This is a genomic window from Candidatus Binatia bacterium (genome assembly GCA_029248525.1).
In the GTDB taxonomy this organism is placed as follows: Bacteria; Desulfobacterota; Binatia; order UBA12015; family UBA12015; genus UBA12015.
In genome coordinates this window covers 85,282-112,108 of record JAQWJE010000043.1, presented here as the reverse complement: position 1 = coordinate 112,108, position 26,827 = coordinate 85,282, and the positions used below count along the sequence as shown (strand labels likewise).

Below are 26,827 nucleotides of genomic sequence, written 5' to 3'. Positions count from 1 at the left end.
CCGCAGCGGATTCTTCCGAAAAAAATCCTGTCGTGTTAATCGATACCCGTGTTGCTGCGGATTCTGAGTATATTGTCGATGCCTCTGGTTCTTTTCGGCACGGCAGCTCTTTTTGTGGACGGTCCGGAGGCAAAGTCCTTGCGGGCACTGCTGGCGTTGACTTTTGCCGGAGCTTCCCTCTATCTCCTTTTCTTCCACCGGTCGCGCCGAACCGGTTGCGCGGGCTTTTTCGGATTGCTGGGCCTGGTGCTGGTCTGGTGGGTGCAGATCCCGCCGCAGCAGGATCGACCCTGGATGGCGGACGTTGCCCATCCAGCCGAGGCTGTCATCGAAGGTTCACGCCTCACCATCCGCAATGTGCGAAACTTTCACTACCGAAGCGAGACGGATTTCGACGTGAACTGGGAGACCCGAACTTGGAATCTGGACCAGTTATTGGGCGTCAACCTGGTTCTGTCCTACTGGGGATCTCCCTATATCGCGCATACGATTATGAGTTGGGAGTTCGCCGAGGGCCCGCCGCTCGCAATCTCGATCGAGACCCGGAAGGAAGAAGGTGAGTCCTATTCCGCGGTGCTCGGGTTCTTTCGACAATATGAACTCTACTATGTCGTCGCCGATGAGCGTGATGTTCTCGGGGTTCGATCCAATTACCGGGGCGAAGACCTCTATATGTACCGCCTGAATCTGGATCCGGCGACGGCAAGGGCATTGCTGCTCGACTACGTGGAAGGGATCAATGCTCTCGCGGTCGATCCTGCCTGGTATAATGCAGCGGCGCAGAACTGCACGACGACCATTCGCGTTCATATGCAGCATGTGGGTCGCGGAAATTTTTGGGATCCTCGATTGTTGGTGAACGGACGAATCGACGAATTGGGCTACGAGCGTGGGGCGCTGGATGGGTCGCTTCCGATGGCGGAATTGCGGGCGAAAAGTCGTTTTGACGAGAAAGTCTCGGGCTCGCCACTGGACGGGGATTATTCTCGCAGGATCCGCGAGGGATTACCGGGTGGCTTTGCCGAACCACAGCCCTGAGGGGCTTGCGCAGGAGCGCGCAGACCCGCAATGTCTGGGTGTGGTACGCGCACATATTTCCTTGATACTCGCCTGTCTCGTTTTTCTGGCAGGATGCGGCTCTCCGGTAACGGCCCGTCGGGTTGGCCCGCGCGACGTTTATCAGCAGGACTCGGCCAGCGTTCTGGATTCGGGCGAGCCGAGTCGGTTCACCCGCATTGTTCTGAGCCGGGCGGCCCTCGATCCGATTTACGAGAAATCCCCGCGACTTGCTCTCTCGGGGCTGTATGGGCAGGCTCTGCGCAAACCTTCGCAGGACCAGATCCTCGCCCTGGCTGAAATCTCTTTTCTGATCGGACAGAAAAACGATGATCGCGCGGCCTATCTGGGAGCAGCTGTTTACGCCTATCTCTATCTCTTCGACCGTCAGGAAACCGCTCAGGATAAATGGGATCCGCGAACCAGGATCGCCGCAGATGTCTACAACCGAGCGCTACCGCGTGCGTTTCGCTCGGCAGAGACTGGCGCTTTCGAACCGATCGCCGGCGTCCGAAAACTCCCCGTGGGTGACATCCGGATCGAAGTCCCGCGGACCTCGGTGACCTGGCCCCATGGCGTCAGCTTCGACGTGTTTTTGCCGGCCGACGAATTTGAAGTGGAAGGATTGGCCGCCAGCTATCGTCGCCCCGGAATGGGCGCACCCTTGATTGCGGAGCGTCGCCCCGCGGAGCCAGGCTCCCCGGATCCCTTCCCGGAGAATCTGGCGATTCCCGCGACGGCATTTTTGCGAATCGAGGGGAGCCTGTCGGATGTGGCTGCGGGCACAGCGACGGGACGGTTGGAGTTGCTGGACCCTCTCAAGGAGGGCAGCATCGAAGTCCGCGGTGAGTCCGTGCCTCTCGAGGCCCAGACAACGACCGCCTATGCTCATCTGCTCGGGGAGAGCTCACCGCTCCGCCGGGAAATCGGGTCTTTTTTCGGGATCAACGAAGACGCCGAACTTGCTGGGCTCGGGATGATCGAGCCGTATGCGCCCGGCCGGATTCCGGTGATTCTGGTGCACGGAACGGCTTCGAGCCCGGGGCGATGGGCCGGTTTGGTCAATGAGTTGCGCAACGATCCGCAACTGGGCGACCGGTATCAATTCTGGTTTTTTACTTATAATAGCGGCAATCCAATCGTCTATTCGACGGCGCTGCTCCGCGAGTCGATCACAAGTCTTGTCGCGCGCCTTGACCCTGAAGGCGAAGACCCGGCGTTGCGCGAGATTGTTTTGATCGGCCACAGTCAGGGCGGCCTTCTGGTGCGTCTGGCGATTTCGGATTCGACAGTGATCGACTACAAGTCGCTGGGCCTGAATGTGCCCGGACCCGAAGATACGGACGTCGAGGGCGTGGTGGATCTGCGGGAGATTCTGATTTTCAAACCTCTACCGGAAGTGACGCGAGCGATCTTCCTGGCCACCCCTCATCGTGGCAGCTTTGTGGCCGGCGGCCGGCTCGGCAAGATGGGATCCGGGATGGTGCGGGTTTCGCAACGGATCGTGCAGTTGCCCTGGCAGTTGTTTGTGGTGCCGGCACAGGCTCTCGCGAAGGGGGATAATCCTTTCGAAGTGCAACCCGTGGGGGCCCTCACCGCGGTCGATAATATGGTGCCGAACAGTCGGTTCAACACGATCATGGCGGAAGTCCCGATGTCGAGTCGCGTGCCCGTACATTCGGTCATCGGGGTTCAGGGCGAAGGCTTTGCGAGGCGCGGAAATGATGGCGTGGTCGCCTACGATAGCGCCCATCTGGAGGCGGCGGAATCTGAAGTGATCATTCGTTCCAGCCATTCCCTGCAGTCGAATCCTCATACCGTGGCCGAAGTGAAGCGAATTTTGCTGCGTCATCTCGAGGCGCCCGATGGCAAGCAACCCCCCGCAAACGCAACCGAATCCGTTGCCCGATAGGGGCTTTACAGAGACCCACAGTGGCCCGATTCTGCCGGTTGTGCGGAAATGCTTTCCGAACCCCGGTCCTATGGTCTAGTCTCGATGATTCCGAGAGGGGACAGGTATGCACGATCTGGTAATTCGCAGGGGAAAAGTTGTCGATGGTTCAGGTGCGCCGGCGGTGGACGCGGATATCGCGATCGATGGAGAGACGATCGTGGCGGTCGGTGAGGTCACCTCGCCGGGAAAAATCGAGATCGACGCCGATGGCGATTTGGTGACTCCGGGTTTTGTCGACGTGCACACGCATTACGACGGGCAGGTCACCTGGGATCCGGAATTGCGGCCTTCGAGTTTCCATGGCGTCACCACTGTGGTGATGGGCAACTGCGGCGTCGGCTTCGCGCCTTGCGCGCCGGATCGTCGCGACTGGCTGATCGGATTGATGGAGGGCGTCGAGGATATTCCCGGGACTGCGCTTGCCGCCGGCATCCGCTGGAATTGGGAAACATTCCCCGAGTTCATGGATGCCGTCGAAGCCTCGCCTCTGGCGATGGACGTCGGCGTACAGGTCCCGCACGGCGCCTTGCGTGCGTATGTGATGGGCGACCGGGGTGCGGAGCTTGCGAAGGCCACACCTGCCGAGATCGAAGAAATGTCGGCTCTGGTATGCGAAGCGGTGGAGGCGGGCGCGCTCGGATTCACGACTTCTCGCACCGAGAAGCATCGCGACAAGGCCGGGCAGCCGACACCAAGTTTCGGGGTGGCGGGCGAGGAGTTGCAGGGCATTGCACGGGCCATGGGCAAAACCGGCAAAGGCGTCCTGCAGTTGATTGCCGATTTTCACGATTTCGAACCGGAGTTCGCCATGATTCGAGGCATGGCGGAGGTTTCCGGCCGACCCCTCTCGATGACGATCGAACAGGATGATCGCCATCCGGAAATCTGGAAAAACGTGCTCGAAGGCATCGCGGCTGCGGCTCGCGACGGGTTGCCGATGCGGGGGCAGGTGCCGGCCCGTGCGACCGGTGTCGTCATGGGTCTCGATGTGACGCTGCACCCCTTTCTTCTGCACCAGACGTTCTACGAGCTTGCCGACAAACCTCTGGCGGAGAGAGCCGCAGCACTCCGCGATCCGGAGTTTCGGTCGCGCTTGCTGGCGGAAACGGTCGAGATCGATCCGTCCACAATTGTGGGGGTGCTATTCGGCAGTTTTGGCAAGATGTTTCGGTTGAACGATCCGCCCGACTACGAACCTCATCCTTCCACCAGCGCCGCAGCGGAGGCGACCCGGCGAGGGGTAACCCCGCAGGAGGTTCTGCTCGATTGGCTCTCCGAGGAAGACGGGAACGCGCTGCTGTATTTTCCATTGATGAACTATCTCGATGGGGATCTCGAGATGGTTCGAGAAATGCTCACCCATCCGCAGGCATCTTTCGGACTGAGTGATGCCGGCGCGCATTGCGGCACCGTCTGCGACGGGAGCTTTCCGACGACAATGCTGACGCATTGGGTACGTGATCGCGCGCGGGGCGAGAAGCTGCCCTTGGAGTGGGTGATCCAGAAGCTGACGCGCGGGGGGGCTGATTTGGTGGGACTGAAGGACCGCGGACTGCTCGCGCCCGGCATGAAGGCTGACGTGAATGTGATCGATTTCGATGCGCTGGCTTTGCACGCGCCGCAGGTCGTGCGTGACTTGCCGGCCAACGGACGTCGCTTGCTGCAGCGTGCCAGCGGCTATCGCTACAGCGTGATCAGCGGCGAAGTGGCTTTTATCGATGGCGAGGGCACCGGAACGAGGCGGGGTCGGTTGCTGCGCGGTGCCCGCCCGGATCCGCGGGCATAGAATGCGAGGGCGTGTCGAGGCAATCCTGATTGCGTTGGTTCTGGCGGGATGTGGGGGATCGAGTTCGCCTGCGCCGCATATCACGCTGGCCAATCTTAATTTTCTGCACGGTATTTTTTGCCCGGCCGAGAGTGCATCGTGCCGACTGGAGGATCGATCGGAACTCCTGGCGGCGTGGGTGCGGGACGCCGGGTGCCCTGACGTGGTGACGCTGCAGGAGATTTTTCCCCCTTCCGTCGACCTCCTCGAGAGCTGGGCGGCGACGGTTTGTCCCTTCCCTTATGACGTCGTGCAAGGCGACGTTTTGCTGAGAGTGGACGACGAAACCGTGCTTTCGCGTTATCCGATTCTGCAAGCGGACCAGTTGCGGCTCTTTGGCGAGTTTCGAGCCGTCTTGCATGTGCAGGTGGACCATCCGACCGGGCCGGTCGACGTCTTCTCCACGCACCTTGCCTCTGGTGCTGATGGCGGCAGGGATCGCTGCGATGCCATCGACTGTCCGGCCGTCTGTGAGGATGCAGGGGCCGGAACCCGCAGGGAGTGCCAGGCGGTCCAGATGGCCCAATGGATTGAAGAACGCCATGAGGGACCGAATCCGGCGCTTGTTGCGGGTGATTTCAATGCCCGCCCGGGCAGTTTTACCTATCGACAATTTACCGAACGTGGCTGGGCTGATGCGTATCTGGAGGCTGGTCACCCGGAGTGTGATCCGACAACCGGTATCGGCTGCACTGCCGGTCGCGAAGACGGCAGCCTCGAAGGTCTGGAATCGCCGGCGCTCGGGGAGTCGGTTCGCATCGACTTTATTTTCGTGGTGCCGAGCCTGCCGGGCGCCGGATGTTCCGGCAGGATCGAGCCGGCCGGTGATCCGGACGGAGATGGCGCCAGAACGGCTCTGTTTGCAGACGCACCAAATCCGTTTGCTCCGACGTGCGGTCCGCTTCCGAATCCGGTTTGCTGGCCGTCGGATCATGTCGGCGTCCAGGTCGACTTGCAGTGTAATTAAGTAGAGGGAAAGAGGACAGAATTCATGGCAGAGTACGATCTTCTCGTGCGAGGGGGCACGGTTGTCGATGGAACGGGTGCGGCTGCATTCCGCGGGGATGTGGGCGTGCGTGGCGGCCGTATCGTGGATATCGGTGCCTTGAAGGGGCAGGGGGCTCGCGAGGTGGATGCCGAAGGTGCGATAGTCGCTCCCGGGTTTGTCGACATTCACACGCACTACGACGCACAGGTGTTCTGGGATCGGATGATGACGATTTCGCCCTGGCATGGAGTGACGACCGTGATTCTCGGGAACTGTGGCTTTGGTGTGGCACCGACCAAGCCACGTGATCGCGATTTGATCCTGCGGACCCTCGAGAACGTCGAGGGAATGTCGCTGGATGCTCTGCAGGCAGGATTGGGTGCGGAATGGCCTTTCAGCACGTTCGGAGAATTCCTGTCGGCGATCGAGTCTCGCGGTACGGCGATCCATGTCGGCGCCATGGTCGGGCATACCCCGATCCGGACCTGGGTGATGGGAGAAGACGCCGTGTCGCGCGAAGCGAGTCCCGAAGAGATCGAGGAGATGCGGGTTCTGGTTGCCGCTGCCCTCGCGGAGGGAGCGCTAGGCTTCGCGACCTCGAAGGCACCGACTCATGTAGGTTATGATGGCAACCCGGTCCCCAGCCGGATGGCGGCACACGAGGAAATTCTCGCGCTGGGGGATTGTTTGCGAGAAGCTGGCAAGGGCACCTTCCAGTCGACGATCGGGCAGGGCCTCCTTTTCGATGAGTTGGCTGAAATTCAGCAGCGGATCGGGCGTCCGGTGACCTGGACCGCGCTGCTCGGCGGCTTGTTCGGCCCCGATGGGCACCGCAAGGTGCTGGAGAAAACCGCAGAGCATCAGGCCGCCGGAATCGAGGTCTATCCGCAGGTAACGGGTCGACCCTTGATGCTCGAATTTGATATGGGCGCCCCGTTTCCCTTCGGCAGTATCCCGGCGATGAAGCCTGCATTTGCGGCCGACAAGGCTGGCAAGATGCGCCTGTACTCGGACCCTGATTTCCGTGCTGCATTCGAGGAGGCCACCCAAAAGACCATCGGGATTTTCTCGATGGATCATATGTGGGTGTCGCGACACCCGACCGATGACAGTCTTGCAGGAGTCTCGGTGACGGATGTGGGCGCGCGAAAGGGACAGTCGCCGGTGCTGGCCATGTTGGATCTCGCCCTCGAGACAGAACTGGCGGTCTCCTTCCGAATGGCGGTCGCCAATCGGGACGAGGACGTCGTTGCCGAGTTGTTGTCGGACAAAACCGTGGTTTTGGGACTCTCGGATGCGGGCGCGCACGCCAGCCAGCTTTGCGATGCCGGTGCCTCGACGCACCTTTTGGGCCACTGGGTGCGAGAGAAAGAGGTCCTCTCGATGGAGGAGGCTGTCCGCAAGCTCACCTCCGAGCCCGCCGATCTCTTCGGCCTTGCTGATCGCGGTCGAATCGCACCCGGTCAGACGGGCGATCTGGCGATCTTTGATCCGGCAACGGTTCGGTGCGGCGAACTGGAGCGCGTGCATGATTTTCCCGGAGGCGCCGATCGATTGATTGCACCGGCTGAAGGAATGCGGGCGGTGGTGGTCGCCGGCGAAGTTTTGCGCGAAGAGGGCGTGGATCAAGTTGACCCGGAAGGTGCCTTGCCCGGGCGGGTGGTGCGCTCATGAGCGCACCGGAGTCGCCCGATCTCGCGCCCGAACTGGTAGAAAGCCTTTTACGGTCTCTGAAAAGTTGGGACCCACGAGCCTCGGTTCCGCTCGCTCTGGACTATATGGAACACGGCGACCCGGATGCCTTGAACGGATTCGACGCGCTGGCTCGCAAGAATCCGGCTGCCGAGCAGATGCTTGCGGACCGGTATTTGAGCCCTTCGCCGGATGTCGATGCGCTCCGTAATCTGCCGGAGGGAACCCTCGGTCGAACCTTTGCCCATTATCTGGACGATAACGAGCTCGATGCCAACCTGCTGCGCGAATCCGCCTTCATTCCGGCCCATCGAGCGCGTGGCGAAGACGTTGGGCACCTTGCCGAGAGAGGCTTTCAGCTGCACGACCTTTTTCACGTACTCACAGGGTTCGATACAACGCCGCTCGGCGAGGTTCGTGTGGTCAGTTTTACGGTAGCGCAAACGCCGGCACCCTATCCTGCGATGATCATTGCCAGCCGGCCTTTGCAGATGGTCCTCTATCAGCCGGAACTGCTGCCGCCCGTGATGGATGCGATCACCGAAGGTTGGGCGCTGGGCCGTCGCGCGAAGTGTCTTCTGGGAGTACAATGGGAAGACCATTGGGGCGACTCGCTCCTCGAACTGCGCCAGAAGTTCCAGCTGGACTGAGCGGTCAGGCCCGTTTGGGGCGGTTTGGCGGGGCGGGGTTGGTCCTGCGGCATGGATTGTGACAGGGGGAGATATGAACAAAAGTACTTTTGCAGGTTTGGCAGTGCCCATCGTGATGATCGTTCTGGTTTTGGTGGGAAGTCGGTTCTATGAGAGCGTCCCGCCGGGGCACGTGGCTGTGGCGACGCTTTTCGGCGATGTCCTCGAGGATCCTTATGAGGCCGGGCTGCATATTCCGGTCAACCCCCTCTACGATTTCCGCTCCTATGATGTGCGCGAAAAGACACACCTCGAGAAGGCTCAGGTCCCCAGTCAGGATCAGCTCCAGACGCAGGTCGATGTGAGCGTGCAGTATAATATCATCCGCGAAGATACCCCTCGGATTTTGAGGGAGACCGGGACCTTGACGGATGTGCTTCGGGTGCAACTTGTTCCGAAGCTTCGCTCGTTGATCCGGGAGCAGGGCAAGACCGTGCGGCGAGCAGAAGATTTCTTCCTCGAAGAGACTCAGGAAAAACTGCAGGCGGCTATCCTTCTGGGCATGCAGGAGTACCTGACCCCCAAGGGTGTGCAGGTAGATGCGGTCCTGATCCGTGATATTTCGCTGCCGCCGTTCATCGCCAAGGCGATCGAGGAGAAAAAGGAACGGGAACAGGAAGTCGAAAAACAAAAAGCCGAACTGGAAAGGTTCCGAACCGAGCAGCAACAAAAGATCGCCCAAGCGCAAGCCGAAAGAGGCGCGGCCGAAGAGGAAGCCGCGATGCGTCGAGTCCTCGCCGATGCGCGAGCGTATGAGATTGCCAGTATCAATAAAGCGATCGGTGATAACCCGAACTACGTGAAATTGCAGGCCTTGCAGGCGCTCGAGTCGATTTCCAAGGACCCGGCTGCCAAGGTTTATTTCCTCAATTCCGACAGTCCTACGCCACTGCCGTTGATGCACCTTGGCGAGGACAAATAGCCACTGGAAGAATATCGGCGCAACGGGCCTGGTCGGGCCCGTTGTCCTCGCCGTGCGTTTGGTATTTTGCGCCGAGATTCTTTCGTGCACTCCGCTCAGGGTGCTGATAGGCTTTTGCCCATGGATTTTGATCTCGGTCCCGAAGAGCTGAAGTTTAAGGATGAAGTCCGCACGTTTTTGGAAAGTGTGGCTTCCCCGGAGATTTTCGATCCCCAAGGCGAGCAGTTATCACAAACCGTCGACACGCCTGCGAAACGCCGCTTTATCCAGCAGTTGGGGGAAAACGGTTGGCTCGGCATGTCCTGGCCCAAGGAATATGGCGGGCAGGCGCGGTCGGGAATCTATGATTTCATTCTCTGCGAGATGCTTGCTCGGTTTGGTGCACCGCAGCCCGGGAAATCGGTCGGCAAGGTCGGCAAGACCCTGATTCGCCATGGCTCCGAGTTTTTGAAGAATAAATTCCTCCCCAAGATCATGCGCGGCGAGGTTGAGTTCGCCATCGGCTACAGCGAGCCCGGCGCCGGCTCCGACGCCGCAAGCATGCAGCTGAAAGCGGACAAGGTCGGCGATGGCTGGATGCTCAACGGCCAGAAGACCTGGACGACATCGGCACATTTTGCAGACTGGTATTGGGTAGGGGCGCGCACGGATCCCGACAACAAGCATCGCGGCATCACGTTGTTTCTGATCCCGATGGATCATCCCAACCTCAAGATCGACCCCATTGATACGATCGGCGACGAGCGTACGAACGCAGTTTTTTTTGATGACGTCTTCGTGCCCGACGACCATGTTGTCGGCGAGGTGGGACAGGGCTTCATTTACGTCTGTGAGGCACTTGATCTCGAACGCTTCACCATGATGCCGATTGGGGTTCTGGAGAAGAAGGTCGAGGCGATCGTTGATTGGGCGCGAACGTCGACGCGGGATGGCAAACCCCTTCAGGAAGATAACGAAGTTCGCCGGCGGGTCGCGCAAATCGCGACGGAACTACAGGTCTCGAGGAATCTCCAGCGGTTGGTGGTGTCCAAGGCTTTGCGGGATGCTATTCCGACGGTGGAGGCATCCTACTACAAGCTCTTCATGAACGAGAGCGGTCAGCGAGCCGCAAATGCGGCCTTGGACATGATGGGCCCGGACGCGGTTCTGCGCCCCGACTCAGACGAGGCTCCGATCGACGGCCGGTTCGAGCGGAGCTACCGCTATACGGTCGTGGATACCATCGGTGGCGGTGCCAGCGAGATCCAGAAAAATATCATCGCGACTCGCGGTCTCGGTCTGCCACGAAACTTCTGATCGTTTACGCGAGGTTCGCCGGACTTCGGTTGGGTGGTGACGGCCGCGGGGCCAAGAGGTCGAGAAGCCCCCTCAGGTATCGTCGGGACTGCGCAGAAGCACCTTCGCCATGCCTCGAAATCCGGGAACTTGTTTCCATTCTTCGCTCCCCGAGACCAGTTCGAGTCGCGGGAATCTCGCGAGCAGGGCACCAATGGCCTCCTGTGCCTCAATTCGGGCAAGGTGGGAGCCGACACAGAAATGCGCGCCGCCGCCGAACGAGAGATGCTGGGGATCGTCGCGGTCGACCAGGAATTTCTCGGGCTCGCGATGGACGGCGGGGTCTCGGTTGGCCGCCGACAGCATCACGGTCATCGACTCACGGGCACCGACCTCAACACCCTTGATGTCCATCACCTCGGGCGTGATTCGACCGGTCACGGTGACGGGAGGGTCGAAGCGGAGCATCTCCTCGACGGCGTTGGGCAGCAGTTCGGGGTTTTCCTGAACCACGGCCAGTTGCTGAGGGTGTTGCAGAAGTATGCGTACGCCATTGCCGATCAGGTCGGAGGTGGTGACATTGCCGGCGACCAGCAAGAGATTACACATCGTCAGAATTTCCTCTTTGGTAAAGCGGTCGCCGTCTTCCTGGGCATGGACCATCTGTCCGATCAGGTCGTCGGTGCCTCCACCCTGGCGGTGTTCGATCTCCTGAGCGAAAAGTTCGCGCAGGCTTTCGACGGCCGCCGCCCCAGGTTCTTGCAGGCTCGGGTCGAGCGCCCCTGTGAAGAAAGCGGCGGACGCCGTCTCGGACCATTCCTTGAACTGATTTTGTAGCGCCGGGTCGATGCCCAGAATCTTGGCGATCGCGACCGCCGGCAATGGTCCGGCGAGCGCATCGATCAAATCGAATTCTCCCTTGTGGTCGGGTTGAATCGCGGCCACGAGCGTTTTGGCGATTTCGCGGATCATCGGACGTTTTGCCTCGACTTTTCTCGGGGCAAAGGAGGGCGCCACCAGCTTGCGAAGTCGCTGGTGGTCGGGATCATCGAGAAAGAGCATCGAAGGCTCGGAATCATCCGGAGGACGAAATTGCTGGACGCTATCTTCGGGGTTGGCTTTGCGTGGGTCGACTCCGAGGCTGTGGTCGCGGATAATCTCGCGCGCGGACTCTTCACTCGAGATGACCACCTGATTAAATTCGGAGTCGCGATGGACCGGGCATAGCTCACGCAGATCCTTCAGGCGCGGGTGCGGGTCCCGGCGAAATTCTTCGTCGAAAGGTGTCAGCCGCAGCCCCAAAGGAATTTTTCTCGATTCGTTCTCGCTCGCCATGGAATTTCGGTATCATCCGATGGAGTCGTCCGCCTAGGGCGATTCATGAGAAATCGTATGAAACGACGAATTGCGATGGTCACTGGTGCAAGCCGAGGTATCGGCAAGGCTTCAGCGCTGGCTTTGGCGTCGGCCGGCTTTGCTGTAGCCATCACGGCGAGGACTCGGCTGGAAGGCCAGGGGCGGGTCTCGGGTTCCTCGTCTGTGCGGCCGAAAGAGGTCCCGGTTGCGGGAAGCCTGGAGACGACGGCCGCGGAGATTCAGGCACTTGGAGGCGAGGTCCTCGAGATTCCGATGGACCTGCTGGACCTGGCGCAGGTGGAGCAGGCCGCCGAGCGGGTCGCGGAAATCTGGGGGCCGGTAGATATTCTGGTCAATAATGCGATCTATCAGGGGGCAGGCAGAATGGACCGCCTCGAGGATATTCCTGTGCGGGAGTTCCGAAAATTACTCGAAGGCAATTGCGTGGCGCCTTTGGAGTTGATGCGGAAACTTCTGCCCGGAATGTTGCGGGCCGGCGGTGGGACCGTCATCAATATGACTTCGCGGTCGGGGCACGCCGATCCGCCCGGACCGGTCGGGCAGGGTGGTTGGGGCTATGCCTACGCCGCTTCCAAGAGTGCGTTGCATCGGATGGTGCCGATTCTGCACCACGAGCATGCTGCCGACGGGATTCGAGCCTTCAATATCGACCCCGGTTATACGCCGACCGATACGATGCGCGCCCTGCGCGGGGCCAAAACAGATCTGGATGCGGTCTGGGACGGAGCGCCGCCGGAAGTGACTGCGGCGGTCATAGTCTGGCTGGCGACGGCGCCCGAGGCCGCGGCGCGCTCGGGAAGTACGATCCATAGCCATCGTGTCTGTGCCGAGCTGGAGTTATGGCCCGGTTGGGACGGAAAGAAATACCATCGGCCGGCGCCAGCATCTGGAGAGTAACACCGAGTTCTCCTCTGATATGGTGGTTCGGTCGGCTTTCTGGAGCGTCCAGTGCGGCGCTAGACCGCTTGCGGTGGAGGTGATGCTATGGCGTCGAGCACCTGGCGCCAGACCCCCTGATTCTCAGGGCGTTGTGTCGCCGGTCAAGGAGCCCAAATGAGACGAAGCCCCGAAGAAGCCACATCCGAGTTACAGGCCGCCTGGGACGATATGATGGCGAGTCTCGGGGAGGCGCGCGATTGTCTCGATGTTCCCGATCGAATGCCGGCGCCGGCCTCGGACCGCATGCTCGCGGAGGGCTACCGCTATTTGATGGGTTATCTGCATGCGGCAATCGAGAGAGCCTTTCATAGTGATCCCCAGCAGCCCCAATTTCATAATGCCTTGTCGCCGATCACTCGGGCAACGATCGATAATGCGGATGCGATCTACTTTTATGCCGCGATTGACGGGCGGGAGAGTTATTTGGTCCGTGGTCAAACCGGGGACCATGCGCATTGGCGCGATCCGGGTGCGGTTTGCACGGCGCCCAAAGCCCCGCACTATATGATTTTTGAAGCGAGCGAGGGAGTCCTGGCGGGTGATTCAGGTGACCTGACCGAGTTGATGCCGGGCACCAAGGCTCAGACGGGTCGTCTGGATTCGTCGACAATCGAAGTCGCGTTGGATGGGTCGTTCGAAATCCTCTTCGCGCCCCGGCGTCCCGCCGATTGGACGGGCAATTTCGTATCGACGTTCCGGCATATGGATAGCCCGCATCCCACCGATCCGGAGCGCGGCCCGGAGCGCTTCGCCGATTATATCAGCGGCCGGCAGCTGTTCTACGATTGGAGTATCGAGGAGGCGATCCATCTGGAGATTTCCTGTCTCGACAGGGTGGGGCAGGTCCCGCCCATCTATTCGACGGATCGCGCGGCCGCGGAACTGCGGCGTTGCGGCCAGACAGCCCGGAACCAGATCCAGTTCTGGAATGCTTTCTGGACAATTCTGATGGGAACCTACGGCGAGCGCCCCGGGACTTTGCCCGGCATCGGTTTTCGCCGAAACGAGTTCAACCAGATGAACGTTGCCGGTCTCGCCACCGGGGGGGGCATGAGCACGAATTTATACGCGGGCACCATCGCGGCGCTCGGTCCGGACGAGGCTTTGATCGTGGAGAATCAGATTCTTGAAACGCCGCAGTATGTAGGTCTGCAGCTGGGCAATCTGTGGGGTGAATCGCTTGAGTACGCGCATCGAGTCGGAAGTCGCAACGGTGCTCAAGCGCGTGTCGATACGGACGGTCGACTTCGCTGGGTGATCGCGCATGGCGATCCCGGGGTGCAGAATTGGGTAGATACCAGCGGGCATCCGGAAGTATTCGTGGCGCCTCGTTGGGCGTATTCCCAAACGCCCGAGAAGAAAGATTGGCCGCAGGTCAGGTGTCGCAAGGTTCCCTTTGGCGAGGTCAGAGATCATTTACCGAAAGATACGCCGACTTTTTCTTCGGAGGAGCGACAGGCTGAAATCAAAGTCCGGCAGCGGCATGTCCAACAGCGCTTCCGCTGCTTTTGAACTCGATGGTTATCCCGATCCGTCCTGCTTGAGGAACGCGAGGAGCTTCCCTGCGAGTTCTGTCTGCCGCCCGGTCGAGAAGAAATGTCCGCCCGTATAGCGCGCGACATCAGGCTCCGAATACGCGGCGATGGCTTCTTCGACAAGCGCTGGCGCGATTTCGGGATCATCGGTCGCGTAAGCAAATTGGACAGGCGTGCCAGCCCGTGCAATGGCCTGATGATCGGCCAGTCGATCGCCAAGCAAGTCGCCTGTCAGCATGGAGAGCAGACCTTTCTCGGTGCCGATGACTGAAAACTGTTCGCGAAAATGATCAAAAACCGCTTGTCCACGGGGATCGTCGACGTCGACGGCCTCGCCCCGTTGGATCATTTTGGGCGTGAGCAGGACGCGCATCAGGAATCTGTTGAGGAGAGGAATTCGACCGATGGCCACCAACGGAGAGGTCGCGCCACGGATCAGCGGTACCTGATATCCGATTGCGGTGACTCGGTCGGGATGGGCAGCTCCAAACCGTGCGGCAATCGCACCGCCCAGAGAGATCCCGTAGAGCACGGCGCGATCGACCTGAAGGTGGTCAAGCAGTTCGAGGAGTTGGCGCCGCATGCAGTCCATGTCGAGAGGGATGCGGATGCGATCCGAGAAGCCGCGGCCATATTCATCGTACGCAACGACCCGATAGCCTCCCTGCAGGAAAGGCTCGTAGTATTCTTCGTAGGCAACAGAGCCGAGTGTTGCCCCATGAATGATCACCAGCACGGGAGCCTCCCGCGGGCCAAGGTCGCGGAAGGCAGTGGTGCCGTCGCTCAGGACCGCGGTGTCGTAAACCGAATCCTCGCGGAACTCGGTGGCGGTGATGGTCTCGCGGTTGGCGCGAATATGCACCACAAGGAGAGCAACGCCTGCGAGTGCGAGAATCAGGATCGGAGCGCTCATCGTCGCATCTCGATGGTGCGAGAATCTCCGATATGCCTCTCGACCATTGACCAGAATGCCCCGCGCGCGGATTGCAGGCGGTTCAGGTCGTCGCGGGCCAGTCGAGCGCTGGCCGGCGAGATGGGTCGAGCGGCCCGGGCCTTCATATGGACCTCGGCCACCCGTTCCATCAAGACGAACGCACCGACAGCGGCGTCGACGCGATTGCCGACGGTCAGGAGCCCGTGGTTGCGGAGAATCACGGCGCGGTGTGCGCCCAGCGCCTTCGCAATCCGTGTTCCCCCGGCCGTACTCATGATCTGAACCTCTTCGTCATCGAAAAGCGCATGGTCTTCGAAAAAAAGCGTGGACTCCTGCGAGATCGGCTCGATCGCTCGGGCTTCTGCGGAAAAGGGCGTGCCCCATCCGGTATGCACGTGGCAGGCGCTGGTGACTTCGGGGCGCGCCAGCAGGATCGGCTGATGGATGAAATATCCTGCCCTATTGATGTCGCCTTTACCGTCAATGATCTCGCCACGATCGTCGACCAGAACCAGATCGTCGATCGTGGCCTGATGATAGGAGACGCCGAGGCGTAGCATCCAGAAAGCATTGGTATGCTCCGGGTCACGCGCGCTGATATGGCCGTCGCCGAGATCGCCCCATCTCTGGGCGGCAAGAAGCCGATAGCCAAGGGCGACTTGTCTCAGGCGACTCGCGCGGAGATCGCCGAAGTTGGGTGAATTCATCGATCCGGACTCCTGCATATCGCTTCTTTAGCTGGTGCAGACAGAGGTTCGCCATGCCGAGCGAAAGGACGCCATAAAGAAGATTTTTTCAAGCCAAATTAGATGCTGGGAGGGAACGGCGCCTTAGGGTACCTGTTGGGGACGACGATGCGTAAATATATCATTCTTGTCGCGATGTTTTTCCTTCTGGGCTCGGGCGCCGCTGGCGCGAACCAGCCGAATATCGTTTTGTTTATTGGGGACGACCACGGCTGGGACCATGCCGGGTTTCTCGACCATCCATTCGCTTTGACGCCGAACCTCGACGAGCTTGCGGAGTCCGGCACCGTTTTTACAAATGCGCACAATACGGCCAGTACCTGTTGGCCGTCGCTGCGAATCTTTTTTGTCCGGGATGCATTCTGTCCAATGGATGCAGCGGCTGGGCTCCATCGAAGCTGCCTCGGGTGATATCCCATATCGTCGCGAGTCGGCACACTTTCGTACCTTGCCCCGCGAGCTGGCACGTCGAGGCTACGTATCTTTCGAGGGTGGAAAGTTTTGGGAGGGCACCTATCTGGACGCAGGCTTCACCTCCGGGATGGCGACATCGTGCTGTTCGGGTTTCTTTTCCAGTGTCGGCGACCAATTCGGGCGGGAGGGCATAGGTCCTTTTCGCGATTTCCTCGATACCACGGAGGGCGCTCCCTTCTTTGCCTGGCTGGCACCGAAGCTGCCGCATAGCCCATTCAATGCGGCGGATACCTATAGGGCTCGTTTTTGGGGCCTGGGCCTTTCAAATTGGACGATCGAGTATCTCGCGAATTTATTGTGGATGGATGATGTCCTTGGCGAGGTCCTCGCTGAGCTGGAAAGTCGCGGACTGCACGAAAATACCTTGATTGTCTACGCCTCGGATAATGGATGGCAGTTGGGCAGTCCGGGTGCCGCTCTGGGCGGGCAGCCCAGAGGCAAGACGAGCATTTACGAGCAGGGTTTTCGAACGTCTTTGGTGTTTTCATTGCCGGATACGGTTCCGGCAGGTGTGCTTCGGGACGATCTGGTGTCCATGGTTGACTTGTTCCCGACGCTGTTGGACTTCGGGGGCCTGCCGCAGGTTTCTGGTCGCTGGGGAAGAACGCTTCTTCCGAATATTGTCAATGGGACACCCACCGGCACGGATCATCTGGTTGGCGAGGCGGAAGTTCGTTTGAATGGGGAGCCTGCTGCCACGACTCACCACTTTGTTCGAGGGTTGGATTGGCGATACGTGCATAATAGCGACGGCACCGAGGAAATCTATTCGATCAACGAGGACCCTGACGAGCTGAGCAATCAAATCGCTGAGCGGAGTGATATCCTCCCCGAGGCTCGGGCAGCCGTTGCCGACTTTGAAAACAAGCTGAGCACTCCGGCAGCATTACTGGACGTGGCCGGTCGTTTTGTTGATGTCGACGCAGAACCTGTCGCTGGTATTGGGCTCCAATTGAAAGGACGGAGTCCAGAGGGGCGACTGCTGAAGTTGCGTACCATTACTGGACCATCGGGCTATTTCCGTTTCCCCAACTTGCCCCATGGGACTTATACGCTCTCCAGCCGTCGCCGGTTCATCCAAAGGGGGGAATTGGTCTATCGGGGGCAGGCCGAGCGTCGGCTCGAGATCAGTTTGCCGTGGGCACAGCACGGAGCTTACCTCCCACTGGTCGGGAATCCTCGCTCCGAAATGGAGCGGCCAGGCCAGATTGGTTTGCAAGGGCAGGTTGTGGACCAGAACGGGTTGCCTGTCGCGGGCGCGATGCTTTCGACGCCGGTTGGTTATGGGCGGTGGCTGGACGTGCTTAGTGATCAGGAAGGCAAGTTCGATTTCGATTTTTTGAATCCCGGGGTGGCACGCATTCGCGTGTCTCGTGGCCCTGTTCGAGGAAGCAAGGTTGTGAGCGTCGAGATCGGAGATGAATCTCCTGCCCCAATTGTGATTCAGGTCAAGCGGCGCCGATAAAGGGTCGATTGCACCCGAGCACGGGTGGTCGGGTGGGTAGCGGGTTGTATCCAGACGCGGAACTCGGCAACATGGGGCAATGATTAACCAATGTCCGTCTCCGTCTCCGTCTCTCACCCGATTTTTGGTCGCAACCTTAAGCCTTGGTCTGGCCGCTTGTTCCGGCTCCTCAAGCGCGGATACCGAATTTTTCGATGTTCCGGGGCCTTATGTGGCCGGTGTGACCACTTTGAATCTAGCGGATCGTGAGGTCGAGATCTGGTATCCGGCGGATCCCGGCGCCGAGGCGGGCGTGGACCGCGAGGAGTATTTCATCCGCTCATGGTTGCCCCCGGTGATCGATGGCTTGCTCGACCCCGATGCGAACCCTCCTTTTGTGGAGGAGGCCTACCGCGACATCGAGGTTTCGGGCGATGCGCCGTTCCCCACCACGATCTTCGCGCATGGCTATTCTGCCTTTCGCACCCAATCGACTTTCATGACGGCCCACCTCGCTAGTTGGGGTTTTGTCGTGGTCTCCGTGGACTACCTCGAGCGCGGTCTTGCCGCAGCACTTGGCTTTGCTCCGGATATGCCGATGGACGATGTGGTGGTCACCCGGATGGCTGTGGACGCTCTGGTGGAAGCATCCGGCACGCCCGGGCATTTGCTGGAGGGACTGGCGGTGACCGACGGCCTCGTGATCGTGGGCCACTCGGCCGGCGCTGGCACAGCGACGCGATTTGCGTCGGAAGCTGATGTTCTGGCCTACGTGCCGATGACTGGCGGTGGCAGTCGATCCGGTAATTTCCCGGATCGCCCCTCCTTGTGGATCGCGGGGGCCATCGACAAATCGGTCGGCCTGCAAGGGTTGCGAGATGGATACGCAGCCGCTCCGGGGCCGAAGCGCTTTCTGATCCTCGAGAGAGGCGGCCACCTTGCTGTCTCCGACCTCTGTGCGATCGGGGATGAGGATGGCGGGATCATCGATATTGCCGAACGCGCCGGGCTGCCGGTGCCTGAAAACATCGCGCGACTGGGCACCGATGGGTGTCAGGAAGATGCCCTCCCGGTGCGAGAAGGCTGGCCGATTGTGAACCATGCCGTGACTTCCTTTGTTCGCGAGTTGTTCGGCATCGATTCGGTTGCTCGGGGCATGGGCGAGGACCTTCTGGGTCATTTCCCGGATGTCGGACTGGAGTTCGAGCAGGCGGGGAACTGACGACGCACGTGGCAAGGCGAATCACGACGGGGGTCGTCTGGCCGCGATTGCTGCTGGGGGCTTTGTGCTTCAGCCTGGCGTTGGGTTGCACTCGGAGTGAAACGCTGGAGTTGCCACCGGCAGGTGCCGAACAGACGGAAATGAAACCGCTGGGCTCGATCGCGGAGGCATCCCTCAAGGTGTTCCTCGGTATGAGCGCCTGGCTGGAATTGCAGTCGGGTTACGTGGCTGCGTTCGCCCGTGACGGGGTTGTCGTTTCAGCGGTGAGTGCCGGCTATGCCGACCGCGAGGCGGGACTGCCGATGCGCATCGATACTCGATTTCGGCTAGCTTCAATGACCAAGCCGGTGACCGCGGTCGCCGCCATGATCTTGATCGAGCAAGGTCGCTTGCAACTCGAAGCACCTGTCGCCGAGTTTATTCCGCAGGCGGCTGATCTGCGCGTTGCCACCAGCAAGGATCTTCGTCCCGACGGCACATTTCCGACAGAGCCGCTGAGGCGCCCGCTGACGGTTCGCGATCTGCTGATGTTCCAATCCGGTATCGGAGCCAAGGATGAGGATTCCGACCTCGGTCGGGTTTGGGCCTCGAATGATATTTATGCCGGATCGGGTTCGTTGGGCGATCGGGTGGTGCGTCTCTTGTCCGCGCCTCTCTATGAACAACCCGGTGAGCGCTGGCGATATGGTTGGTCCGCCGACGTTCTCGCCCGCGTGGTGGAGGTCGCGGCCAACAAGCCTTTTGACGAGTTTCTCCGCGACCAGATCTTCTTGCCGCTGGGGATGGAGCATACCAGTTTCCTCCCGCCGACCGACCGGCGCGAGGGGATTGCAGCGATGTATACTCAAAATGCTGATGGGGAGCTGGAATTGGTGCCGATGCCCGCAAGTGATGCGCCCTTCTGGACACCCGGCGGGAGCGGACTGGTTTCCACAGCAGGCGATTATCTTCGATTCGCTCTGATGTTGTGGAATGACGGGGCTTACGATGGGACCCGGATCCTTTCCGCCAGCACCGTCCGCGAGATGACGACAGCTCATATCACCGAGGGCGTTTTGGTCGAGGAGGGCATCGACGGCCTCGGCTGGGGCTACGGCCTGGCCGTAGTGGTTGATGCGGACGCGTCCCCGATGATCGATGAGGACGGCGATTTCTTCTGGTCGGGCTATTATGCGACAACCTTTTTTGTGAGTCCGAAGAAGGGCGTTGTCGGGGTCGTGCTGGCCCAGAACCAGCCTTCAGAGCATAGTCCGATTCCCTATCCGGTCTTCCTCGCCCAAAGCTTTGCCTATTTTGGCTCCTGATCCGAAGTTGCGTCCTCGTTTGTAGAAACTCCTTTCGTCTCTCGTCTGTTGTTCGGGGGTAAAGCAGGCTAAGACCGCCATCTATGGCTGAGGCGAAACCGGACGGTACAGAAGATTGGTCCGGTCCGGGATCCGGCTATCGTCAGATTCTGGCTTTGGGTTGGCCCGTAGCGTTGTCGAACTCCACAATCGCTCTCTTCCTCGTCGCGAATCTCTATTGGATCGGCCACCTCGGAACGACGGCTGTCGCCGCGGTCTCCCTCTGCGGCCATGTGCTCTTTATTCTTTTCGGTTTTACGCAAGTGGTTCATACCGGAACCGTGGCGCTGGTTTCCCGCGGTGTCGGGAGTGGTGATCGCGAAGGGGCGTGGTTCGCCGCGATGCATGCGATCGCGCTCGGCGTGGGCATGGGCCTTGTTCTTTTCGGGTTGGCGCCGTGGATCGCTCCGGCAGCGATCGGCTTTTTCGGTGTGAGTGAGGAGGTCCGTTCGCTGGCCATCCCCTATCTTTCGATCTCGCTTTTTTCGCAGGTCCTGATGTTTCTCGGGATGGCGATGGGCGCCGCCTACCAAGCGGCGGGTGATACCCAGACACCGATGTGGATCAACGTAGGTGCCGTCGCGATCAATGTCGTGATTGATCCGCTGTTTATTTTTGCTCCCGGCGAAGAATTTCTTTTCGGTGTCGACATCGGATGGTTGGGTTTGGGTGTTCCGGGGGCGGCGATTGCGGATATTGTGGCGCACGTCTTCGGGATGAGTTTTTTTGTCGCGTGGAGCTGGTGGCGCTCCTGGCCGCTTCCACGGCCTTCGGGCGCGCGACTGCGTTTTAAAATCTCCGAGTTTGCGCGCATTATCAGGATCGGTGTGCCGGCAAGTATATCAATGATGGCCCGCCCGGTCTCGACTTTTATTCTGTTGCGCGTGATCGCCTCTTTTGGCGATGCATCGGTTGCGGCTTTCGGAGTGGCTCTGCGGGCCTTTAATCTGAACTGGATTCCGCTGGCCGGGCTGACCGCGGCGATCGCGACTTTGGTGGGCCAGAATCTCGGCGCACAACTTCCGGATCAGGCTGCCCGTGCGGTGGGTCGTGGTCTGCGAATCTCGATTGCGCTGGGTTTTGTGTTCATGATTTTTTATGGATCGGTGGCAGAGCAGTTCATCGCCTTCTTCGACGATTCGCCCGAAGTGGTCTCGATCGGCAGCAGCTTCTTGCGGATTCTCGCAGTCAGCATGTGGGCGAGTTCGGCAACGGTCCCTCTGGTGGCGGCGATGAACGGCGCCGGCGATACTCGCGCGCCCATGTTGGCTGCCTTCATCTCGAATTGGCCGATCAAGCTTCCTCTGGCCTGGGCTTTGGCGGTGCCTCTGGGCTATGGCCTCGATGGGGTCTGGACAGCCATGTTCGTCTCGATTGTGCTCGAGGCGGTCCTGATTATCGGTTGGTTCCGTACCGGACGTTGGAAGCTGAAGCAGGTCTGAAGCCATCGACAGGCGGTCTTTGCCGCCTCGAGAGGTAATTCGCCGCATCGACATCTTCCGGTTAAGATCTCGGAATGGTTTCCGAGACGTTTGATGCAAAATTATGGGCAGAAGTCCCCGGCTTCGACTTTACCGATATCACTTATCATCGCGCCCATGCGCACGGCACGGTCCGTATTGCTTTCGATCGGCCCGATGTGCGCAATGCCTTTCGTCCACGGACCGTGGATGAACTCTACCGGGCGCTCGACCATGCGCGGATGTCGACCGATGTCGGCTGCGTGATTTTGACGGGCAACGGCCCCTCGGCAAAGGATGGCGGCTGGGCTTTCTGCTCAGGTGGGGATCAGCGGATCCGCGGCCGTGACGGGTATAAATACGCCGAAGGCGACGATGCAGCGAGCATTGATCCCGCGAAGACCGGGCGATTGCATATTCTGGAAGTCCAGCGACTGGTGCGCATGATGCCGAAAGTCGTGATCGCGGTTGTGCCCGGTTGGGCGGTTGGCGGTGGCCATAGCTTGCACGTCACAGCGGACCTGACGCTCGCTTCGCGCGAGCATGCGATTTTCAAGCAGACGGATACGGATGTGGCTTCCTTTGATGGCGGTTTTGGCTCGGCGTATCTGGCGAGACAGGTGGGCCAGAAGCGAGCTCGCGAGATTTTCTTTCTCGGGCGCAGCTATTCAGCGACCGAGGCCCATCAGATGGGGATGGTCAATGAAGTGGTCCCTCATGCGGAGTTGGAGAATACCGCGCTGGAGTGGGGGCGCGAGATCAATACCAAGAGTCCGACGGGGCAGCGGATGGCCAAATTTGCCTTCAATCTGATCGATGATGGCTTGGTGGGACAGCAGGTCTTTGCCGGCGAAGCGACGCGTCTTGCCTATATGACCGACGAGGCCGAAGAGGGGCGGGATGCCTTTCTGGAGAAGCGTCCGCGGGACTTCTCGCGCTTTCCCTGGCACTTCTGATCAATTTTCGAGGCTGGGATGATTCTAGACGATCTGGTCTCGGATCGTTACGTCTAGAGTTCTGAATATATCTGTGAGCCCGGGCGATCTCTTGCATGGCCGGGACAAAAAAGGAGAGCGATTATGTCCGATAGTGCCGCTGCGAAAGCCTATGAGTTGTGGAAAGCCGTCGAAGGAACCGAGGAGTCTACCGGTGAATGGATGGAGATCACTCAGGATCGCATCAATCAATTCGCCGATGTGACCGAAGACCATCAGTTCATCCACGTGGACCCGGAGGCGGCCAAGGCCACGCCTTTCGGCACCACGATTGCCCACGGGTTTCTTACCCTCTCGATGCTCACGCACCTCGACGCATTGACGCCGAATACGGCCGAGCCAGGACGCTATGATGGCATAACCATGGGGATCAATTACGGCTTCGACAAAGTTCGTTTCCCCAGTCCGGTTCCTGTTGGCAGCAAGATTCGCGTCCACCGGATGCTCTCTCGCGTGACGTTGAAGGGAACCTCGCTGGAGACCATGCGCACAATGACCGTTCAGGTCGAGGGGTCCGACCGGCCTGCCGTCGTGGCCGAGTGGGTGACTCGATTGATGTTCTCTTCCTGAGCCTATTTGAAGGCTTCTGCACGCGGGCCGGTTGGCCAGGGCTGCCACTCGATCATATCCTTGATCATGGATTCGCCCTCGGCCATCTGGCCCGTTTTTGCATCCACGACCCGCCAGGCCATGGAGCGGCCAAGCAGTGGCTGCGACTCGACCAGAACGACTCGTAATTCGCCCTCTTCGAAATGGCATTGCTCCTGTACCGCATCGAGCAGTTGCTCGTCGTGGAGGTGGCCATCCCCGAAGTTCCATCCGAGCACCATGCCAGCAACCATTTCACCATCCTGCCATTCGTAACGGCTCATATCACCACCGGCGATGGCCAGAGGCACGTGCGCTGCGCGTCCCTGAATATGCATAAGCCGAAAAGCCGGGGTCATGGCACAGGACATCGCAACCTCATCCTCGTCCTCGACGAGCCGAGCCAACTGTTCCTTCATGGTGGGGATCCCTTTGGTCAGCAGGTGCAGCCTGTCGATCGAATCGTCACGGAAAAGCCAGATGCTGTAGGCCCAGTTGCCGGCGTAATAACGCATCGCCTGCAGAAACGAGACGTGCTGCGGTGCGAAGTTCCCCAATAAAGGGACAAAGACCAGCATGGCGAGAAGGAAACCGAGTAACCAGGGGGTTCCGATCAGGGCCATCAGAGGGACTTCGGCAAAGTGTCCGAAGAGAACAAACCCCCCATAGACCATCATGATATTCCACTCCACCGGCATGCCGCTTGGTGCATTGCCGGCGATGAAGGAATGAAAGAGCACCATGGCGATCAGGGCATACGGCGTCATGGGGCCCCCCGCGCTCCAGAGAAGGACGATAGGGAAAGCGTACTCAGCGAAGGTGCCGAAATGTGCGAGCGTCGCCGCAACCGAGGATGGGCGCATATCTTTCGGGAAGTCCTTGAAGAGTCGCCGGTGGATGGATGTCGGAATAAACGGGCTATTGGTCAACATCACAGCGATGATCGAGGGAAAGTGTTGATTGAGCTTGGAGGTGGCGGCCCAGAACCAGACGCCGAACCAGACGGCCTTGTTGCCCGCGATCCAGGCCTCGCCGGGTGTATCGATATACCAGAGTGCGACCAGCGCCAGATAATAGTGGTCCCCGCGAAAGGCGGCGAAGGTCGTTTTGTCGCGCAAGGCAAGAATGGGCAGAAGAATGACCAGCGGCAGAATCATTGCCGATGTGATTTCGGCCGCGATCAGCCCATGCAGCAGGAATGCGTAGATGGCGAAGTAGAGCGCCACGTCGAGGCGGCTGCGGCGGAATCCTCCGCAGAGCGGCATCTGGGGAAAGAGGGGGAGGCGTGTGGTTCCCGGCCTCGCAAAGTGCAGAATGCCCCCGATCGGAGGCAGAATGCGGCCGGTCATCGGCCCCGAGGAGCAACCCAGCCCGATTCCCTCGTAGAACAGACACCATAGCACGGCCTTCTGGAACGCGGCGCCGGTCAAGGCCCAGGTGCTGAAGTCGCTCCAGCCGCCAGCTCCCGGGATGGCAAGGCAGCAAAGCCACCAGCCGCCGATAAAGAGCAGCAGGTATTTTACAAGGTAGCCGATATAGACGCCGATCGGCGTCGCGATCTTCCCCATCGCCCAACGCATGCAAATCGTGTGGAGCTGCCGGGCATAGGGCTGCGCCCGCATTTCGTGGATATCGTCGGTGGTTTCAAAGTCCTGTGTTTCGCTCATGAGGTTCCTCGACTGGCCGACCGAAGGGCGGTCAGCGACAATTCCGTTTGGTTGTGCCAAACCTTGAAGGAATGGACCAGCCCCATGAGCAATTCGATGCGGTAATTATTGGATCGGGTCCCAACGGGCTCGCTGCCGGAGTCGCGTTGGCGCGAGAAGGCGCCTCCGTGCTGGTGCTCGAGGGCGCGTCCCGTCTGGGCGGCGGCGCGGATACCCGCGAGATCACGTTGCCGGGGTTCCGTCACGATATTTGTTCTGCAGCCCATCCGATGGGGATTCTTTCGCCCTTTTTCAGGGAGCTCCCTCTCGAAGAACATGGTTTGGAGTGGGTCAAGCCCGGCGCATCGGTCGCGCATCCGCTGGATGATCGACCGGCTGGCATGTTGTGGCGATCACTGGATCGGACGGTGGAGGAACTCGGCTCGGACGGACCCCGATATCGATCCTTGCTGGAGCCCTTGTTGGCGAACGGGCAGGGTTTGCTGAAAGACGCTTTGGGGCCCCTGAGCTTCCCCGAGGATCCAGTTTCCTTTGTTCGTTTCGGGTTGCGCGCGATGTGGCCCGCCAGCCTTCTGGCAAAGACCTTGTTTCGCGAGGAAACCGCACGGGCGCTTCTGGCGGGATGTGCCGGGCATTCGATCCTACCCCTCTCGCAGCCCATGACATCGGCGCTGGGCGTCCTCTTTGCGCTGACGGCCCATCTCGAAGACTGGCCCGTCGCCAAAGGGGGGTCGGATGCGATCACCGCGGCCTTGGCCTCCTTGCTGCGTGCGTCCGGCGGGGAACTGCGCACCGACCATCCGGTTGCATCGGCCCGCGATCTACCCCCGGCAAAAGTCTACCTCTTCGATACGGACCCGCACCAGTTGGCCCGAATCGCAGGGGATGCGTTGCCCGCTGGCTACCGCAAGCGCTTGCAGCGCTACCGCTTCGGGCCGGGCGTTTTCAAATTGGATCTCGCGATGGACGGACCCATCCCCTGGAAAGATCCCCGTTGCTCTGAAGCATCGACGGTTCATGTGGGCGGGACCCTGGATGAAGTCGCGGCCAGCGAGGCCGCAATGTGGCGCGGCGACCATAGCGAGAAGCCCTTCGTGCTGGTGGTGCAGCAAAGTAATTTCGATCCGACGCGAGCGCCTCAGGGCAGCGGCACAGGCTACGCTTACTGCCATGTGCCGGCGAATTCGACCGAGGATATGACCGGCGCGATCGAATCCCAGATCGAGCGCTTCGCGCCGGGTTTTCGAGATCGAATTCAGGCGCGCCATATCATGAGGACGACGGATTTTGCGGCGATGAATCCGAACTATGTGGGTGGAGCGATCACAGGAGGGGTAGCGGATCTGGCGCAGCTATTTACGCGCCCCGTAGCGCGCCTCGACCCCTATTCCACACCCAATCCACGTATCTTCATCTGTTCGGCCTCGACGCCGCCGGGCGGGGGCGTGCATGGGATGTGCGGCTGGCATGCCGCCCGAAGCGCCCAGGGGCAGCTCGAGAAGCAGACCTTCCAACCCTTTGCCTGAGGCCCGGGCCTTCGTCGTGTTACCAACTCCGGAGGCGCATGTGGGATCGGCGGCAGCTGGTCTCCAAAGGGGGCATTGGACCCGGAGTCCCCAACTCGGCTAGTCAGGGGTCAGGGCATGGTCCGCGGTACCGACCATGCGAGGAAATTTCCCTCGGGGAGGTCATGCGTTGTCGT

Annotated in this window: 22 protein-coding genes; 18 read left to right on the top strand and 4 right to left on the bottom strand. The window is 60.1% G+C overall.

Annotated elements, in window-relative coordinates; all coding sequences use genetic code 11:
- The first annotated feature begins 48 nt into the window (after positions 1-48).
- From P8K07_10765 to P8K07_10730, 8 genes are all read left to right on the top strand, one after another.
- Positions 49-1,038: a DUF4105 domain-containing protein gene (locus P8K07_10765; protein ID MDG1958999.1), complete on the top strand. Its 990-nt coding sequence runs from the start codon at positions 49-51 to the stop codon at positions 1,036-1,038.
- Positions 1,013-2,968 carry an alpha/beta fold hydrolase gene (locus tag P8K07_10760; protein MDG1958998.1) on the top strand — a complete coding sequence of 652 codons (1,956 nt, stop codon included), beginning with the start codon at positions 1,013-1,015 and terminating at the stop codon, positions 2,966-2,968. Before P8K07_10765 ends, P8K07_10760 begins: the two co-directional genes overlap by 26 nt.
- 106 nt (positions 2,969-3,074) lie before the next feature.
- Positions 3,075-4,796, top strand: coding sequence for an amidohydrolase family protein (locus P8K07_10755; GenBank protein MDG1958997.1), 1,722 nt, complete (start codon positions 3,075-3,077; stop codon positions 4,794-4,796).
- A gap of 1 nt (position 4,797) precedes the next feature.
- Entirely contained in the window at positions 4,798-5,802 is a 1,005-nt protein-coding gene (locus tag P8K07_10750) for an endonuclease/exonuclease/phosphatase family protein (protein MDG1958996.1), read from the top strand.
- A gap of 24 nt (positions 5,803-5,826) precedes the next feature.
- Entirely contained in the window at positions 5,827-7,497 is a 1,671-nt protein-coding gene (locus tag P8K07_10745) for an amidohydrolase family protein (protein MDG1958995.1), read from the top strand.
- Positions 7,494-8,165: a Coq4 family protein gene (locus P8K07_10740; protein ID MDG1958994.1), complete on the top strand. Its 672-nt coding sequence runs from the start codon at positions 7,494-7,496 to the stop codon at positions 8,163-8,165. Before P8K07_10745 ends, P8K07_10740 begins: the two co-directional genes overlap by 4 nt.
- Before the next feature lie 73 nt (positions 8,166-8,238).
- Positions 8,239-9,126, top strand: coding sequence for an SPFH domain-containing protein (locus P8K07_10735; protein ID MDG1958993.1), 888 nt, complete (start codon positions 8,239-8,241; stop codon positions 9,124-9,126).
- A gap of 120 nt (positions 9,127-9,246) precedes the next feature.
- Complete coding sequence (locus P8K07_10730; GenBank protein MDG1958992.1) at positions 9,247-10,422, top strand: acyl-CoA dehydrogenase family protein; 1,176 nt, start codon at positions 9,247-9,249, stop codon at positions 10,420-10,422.
- 72 nt (positions 10,423-10,494) lie between these two features.
- Here P8K07_10730 and P8K07_10725 read toward each other — a convergent pair whose 3' ends face one another.
- Positions 10,495-11,736, bottom strand: a complete 1,242-nt coding sequence (locus P8K07_10725) for a cytochrome P450 (GenBank protein MDG1958991.1) — start codon at positions 11,734-11,736, stop codon at positions 10,495-10,497.
- A gap of 57 nt (positions 11,737-11,793) precedes the next feature.
- Between P8K07_10725 and P8K07_10720 the strand changes: the two genes are divergently transcribed.
- A complete protein-coding gene (locus tag P8K07_10720; GenBank protein ID MDG1958990.1) occupies positions 11,794-12,675 on the top strand; it encodes an SDR family NAD(P)-dependent oxidoreductase in 882 nt (293 codons plus the stop codon).
- Positions 12,676-12,831: 156 nt separating this feature from the next.
- A complete protein-coding gene (locus P8K07_10715; GenBank protein MDG1958989.1) occupies positions 12,832-14,229 on the top strand; it encodes a hypothetical protein in 1,398 nt (465 codons plus the stop codon).
- Between the two features lie 9 nt (positions 14,230-14,238).
- Here the strand turns inward: P8K07_10715 and P8K07_10710 are convergent, their stop codons facing one another.
- Positions 14,239-15,165 (bottom strand): alpha/beta hydrolase, encoded by a 927-nt coding sequence (locus P8K07_10710; protein ID MDG1958988.1) that lies wholly within the window; start codon positions 15,163-15,165, stop codon positions 14,239-14,241.
- Positions 15,162-15,893 (bottom strand): class II aldolase/adducin family protein, encoded by a 732-nt coding sequence (locus P8K07_10705; GenBank protein ID MDG1958987.1) that lies wholly within the window; start codon positions 15,891-15,893, stop codon positions 15,162-15,164. Before P8K07_10705 ends, P8K07_10710 begins: the two co-directional genes overlap by 4 nt.
- Positions 15,894-16,040: 147 nt before the next feature.
- Here P8K07_10705 and P8K07_10700 point away from each other — a divergent pair, with 147 nt between their 5' ends.
- From P8K07_10700 to P8K07_10670, 7 genes are all read left to right on the top strand, one after another.
- Entirely contained in the window at positions 16,041-16,343 is a 303-nt protein-coding gene (locus P8K07_10700; protein ID MDG1958986.1) for a sulfatase-like hydrolase/transferase, read from the top strand.
- Positions 16,288-17,871 carry a sulfatase-like hydrolase/transferase gene (locus P8K07_10695; protein MDG1958985.1) on the top strand — a complete coding sequence of 528 codons (1,584 nt, stop codon included), beginning with the start codon at positions 16,288-16,290 and terminating at the stop codon, positions 17,869-17,871. Before P8K07_10700 ends, P8K07_10695 begins: the two co-directional genes overlap by 56 nt.
- A gap of 79 nt (positions 17,872-17,950) precedes the next feature.
- Positions 17,951-19,072 (top strand): hypothetical protein, encoded by a 1,122-nt coding sequence (locus P8K07_10690; GenBank protein ID MDG1958984.1) that lies wholly within the window; start codon positions 17,951-17,953, stop codon positions 19,070-19,072.
- Positions 19,073-19,080: 8 nt separating this feature from the next.
- Positions 19,081-20,376 carry a serine hydrolase gene (locus P8K07_10685; GenBank protein ID MDG1958983.1) on the top strand — a complete coding sequence of 432 codons (1,296 nt, stop codon included), beginning with the start codon at positions 19,081-19,083 and terminating at the stop codon, positions 20,374-20,376.
- A gap of 83 nt (positions 20,377-20,459) precedes the next feature.
- Complete coding sequence (locus P8K07_10680; protein MDG1958982.1) at positions 20,460-21,857, top strand: MATE family efflux transporter; 1,398 nt, start codon at positions 20,460-20,462, stop codon at positions 21,855-21,857.
- Positions 21,858-21,931: 74 nt separating this feature from the next.
- Positions 21,932-22,831, top strand: a complete 900-nt coding sequence (locus P8K07_10675) for a 1,4-dihydroxy-2-naphthoyl-CoA synthase (GenBank protein MDG1958981.1) — start codon at positions 21,932-21,934, stop codon at positions 22,829-22,831.
- 123 nt (positions 22,832-22,954) lie between these two features.
- Entirely contained in the window at positions 22,955-23,440 is a 486-nt protein-coding gene (locus P8K07_10670; protein ID MDG1958980.1) for a MaoC family dehydratase, read from the top strand.
- A gap of 2 nt (positions 23,441-23,442) precedes the next feature.
- On the opposite strand, the gene P8K07_10665 is transcribed toward P8K07_10670, so the two are convergent.
- Entirely contained in the window at positions 23,443-25,125 is a 1,683-nt protein-coding gene (locus P8K07_10665; protein ID MDG1958979.1) for a DUF3556 domain-containing protein, read from the bottom strand.
- A gap of 71 nt (positions 25,126-25,196) precedes the next feature.
- Between P8K07_10665 and P8K07_10660 the strand changes: the two genes are divergently transcribed.
- Entirely contained in the window at positions 25,197-26,651 is a 1,455-nt protein-coding gene (locus tag P8K07_10660) for an NAD(P)/FAD-dependent oxidoreductase (protein ID MDG1958978.1), read from the top strand.
- Positions 26,652-26,827 lie beyond the last annotated feature (176 nt).

Bases quoted from the DNA above. Each gene is read 5' to 3' on its own strand.
- P8K07_10755 (MDG1958997.1), top strand. From the start codon at position 3,075: ATGCACGATCTGGTAATTCGCAGGGGAAAAGTTGTCGATGGTTCAGGT.
- P8K07_10750 (MDG1958996.1), top strand. From the start codon at position 4,798: ATGCGAGGGCGTGTCGAGGCAATCCTGATTGCGTTGGTTCTGGCGGGA.
- P8K07_10745 (MDG1958995.1), top strand. From the start codon at position 5,827: ATGGCAGAGTACGATCTTCTCGTGCGAGGGGGCACGGTTGTCGATGGA.
- P8K07_10740 (MDG1958994.1), top strand. From the start codon at position 7,494: ATGAGCGCACCGGAGTCGCCCGATCTCGCGCCCGAACTGGTAGAAAGC.
- P8K07_10735 (MDG1958993.1), top strand. From the start codon at position 8,239: ATGAACAAAAGTACTTTTGCAGGTTTGGCAGTGCCCATCGTGATGATC.
- P8K07_10730 (MDG1958992.1), top strand. From the start codon at position 9,247: ATGGATTTTGATCTCGGTCCCGAAGAGCTGAAGTTTAAGGATGAAGTC.
- P8K07_10725 (MDG1958991.1), bottom strand. From the start codon at position 11,736: ATGGCGAGCGAGAACGAATCGAGAAAAATTCCTTTGGGGCTGCGGCTG.
- P8K07_10720 (MDG1958990.1), top strand. From the start codon at position 11,794: ATGAAACGACGAATTGCGATGGTCACTGGTGCAAGCCGAGGTATCGGC.
- P8K07_10715 (MDG1958989.1), top strand. From the start codon at position 12,832: ATGAGACGAAGCCCCGAAGAAGCCACATCCGAGTTACAGGCCGCCTGG.
- P8K07_10710 (MDG1958988.1), bottom strand. From the start codon at position 15,165: ATGAGCGCTCCGATCCTGATTCTCGCACTCGCAGGCGTTGCTCTCCTT.
- P8K07_10705 (MDG1958987.1), bottom strand. From the start codon at position 15,893: ATGAATTCACCCAACTTCGGCGATCTCCGCGCGAGTCGCCTGAGACAA.
- P8K07_10700 (MDG1958986.1), top strand. From the start codon at position 16,041: ATGCGTAAATATATCATTCTTGTCGCGATGTTTTTCCTTCTGGGCTCG.
- P8K07_10695 (MDG1958985.1), top strand. From the start codon at position 16,288: ATGCATTCTGTCCAATGGATGCAGCGGCTGGGCTCCATCGAAGCTGCC.
- P8K07_10690 (MDG1958984.1), top strand. From the start codon at position 17,951: ATGATTAACCAATGTCCGTCTCCGTCTCCGTCTCTCACCCGATTTTTG.
- P8K07_10680 (MDG1958982.1), top strand. From the start codon at position 20,460: ATGGCTGAGGCGAAACCGGACGGTACAGAAGATTGGTCCGGTCCGGGA.
- P8K07_10675 (MDG1958981.1), top strand. From the start codon at position 21,932: ATGGTTTCCGAGACGTTTGATGCAAAATTATGGGCAGAAGTCCCCGGC.
- P8K07_10670 (MDG1958980.1), top strand. From the start codon at position 22,955: ATGTCCGATAGTGCCGCTGCGAAAGCCTATGAGTTGTGGAAAGCCGTC.
- P8K07_10665 (MDG1958979.1), bottom strand. From the start codon at position 25,125: ATGAGCGAAACACAGGACTTTGAAACCACCGACGATATCCACGAAATG.
- P8K07_10660 (MDG1958978.1), top strand. From the start codon at position 25,197: ATGGACCAGCCCCATGAGCAATTCGATGCGGTAATTATTGGATCGGGT.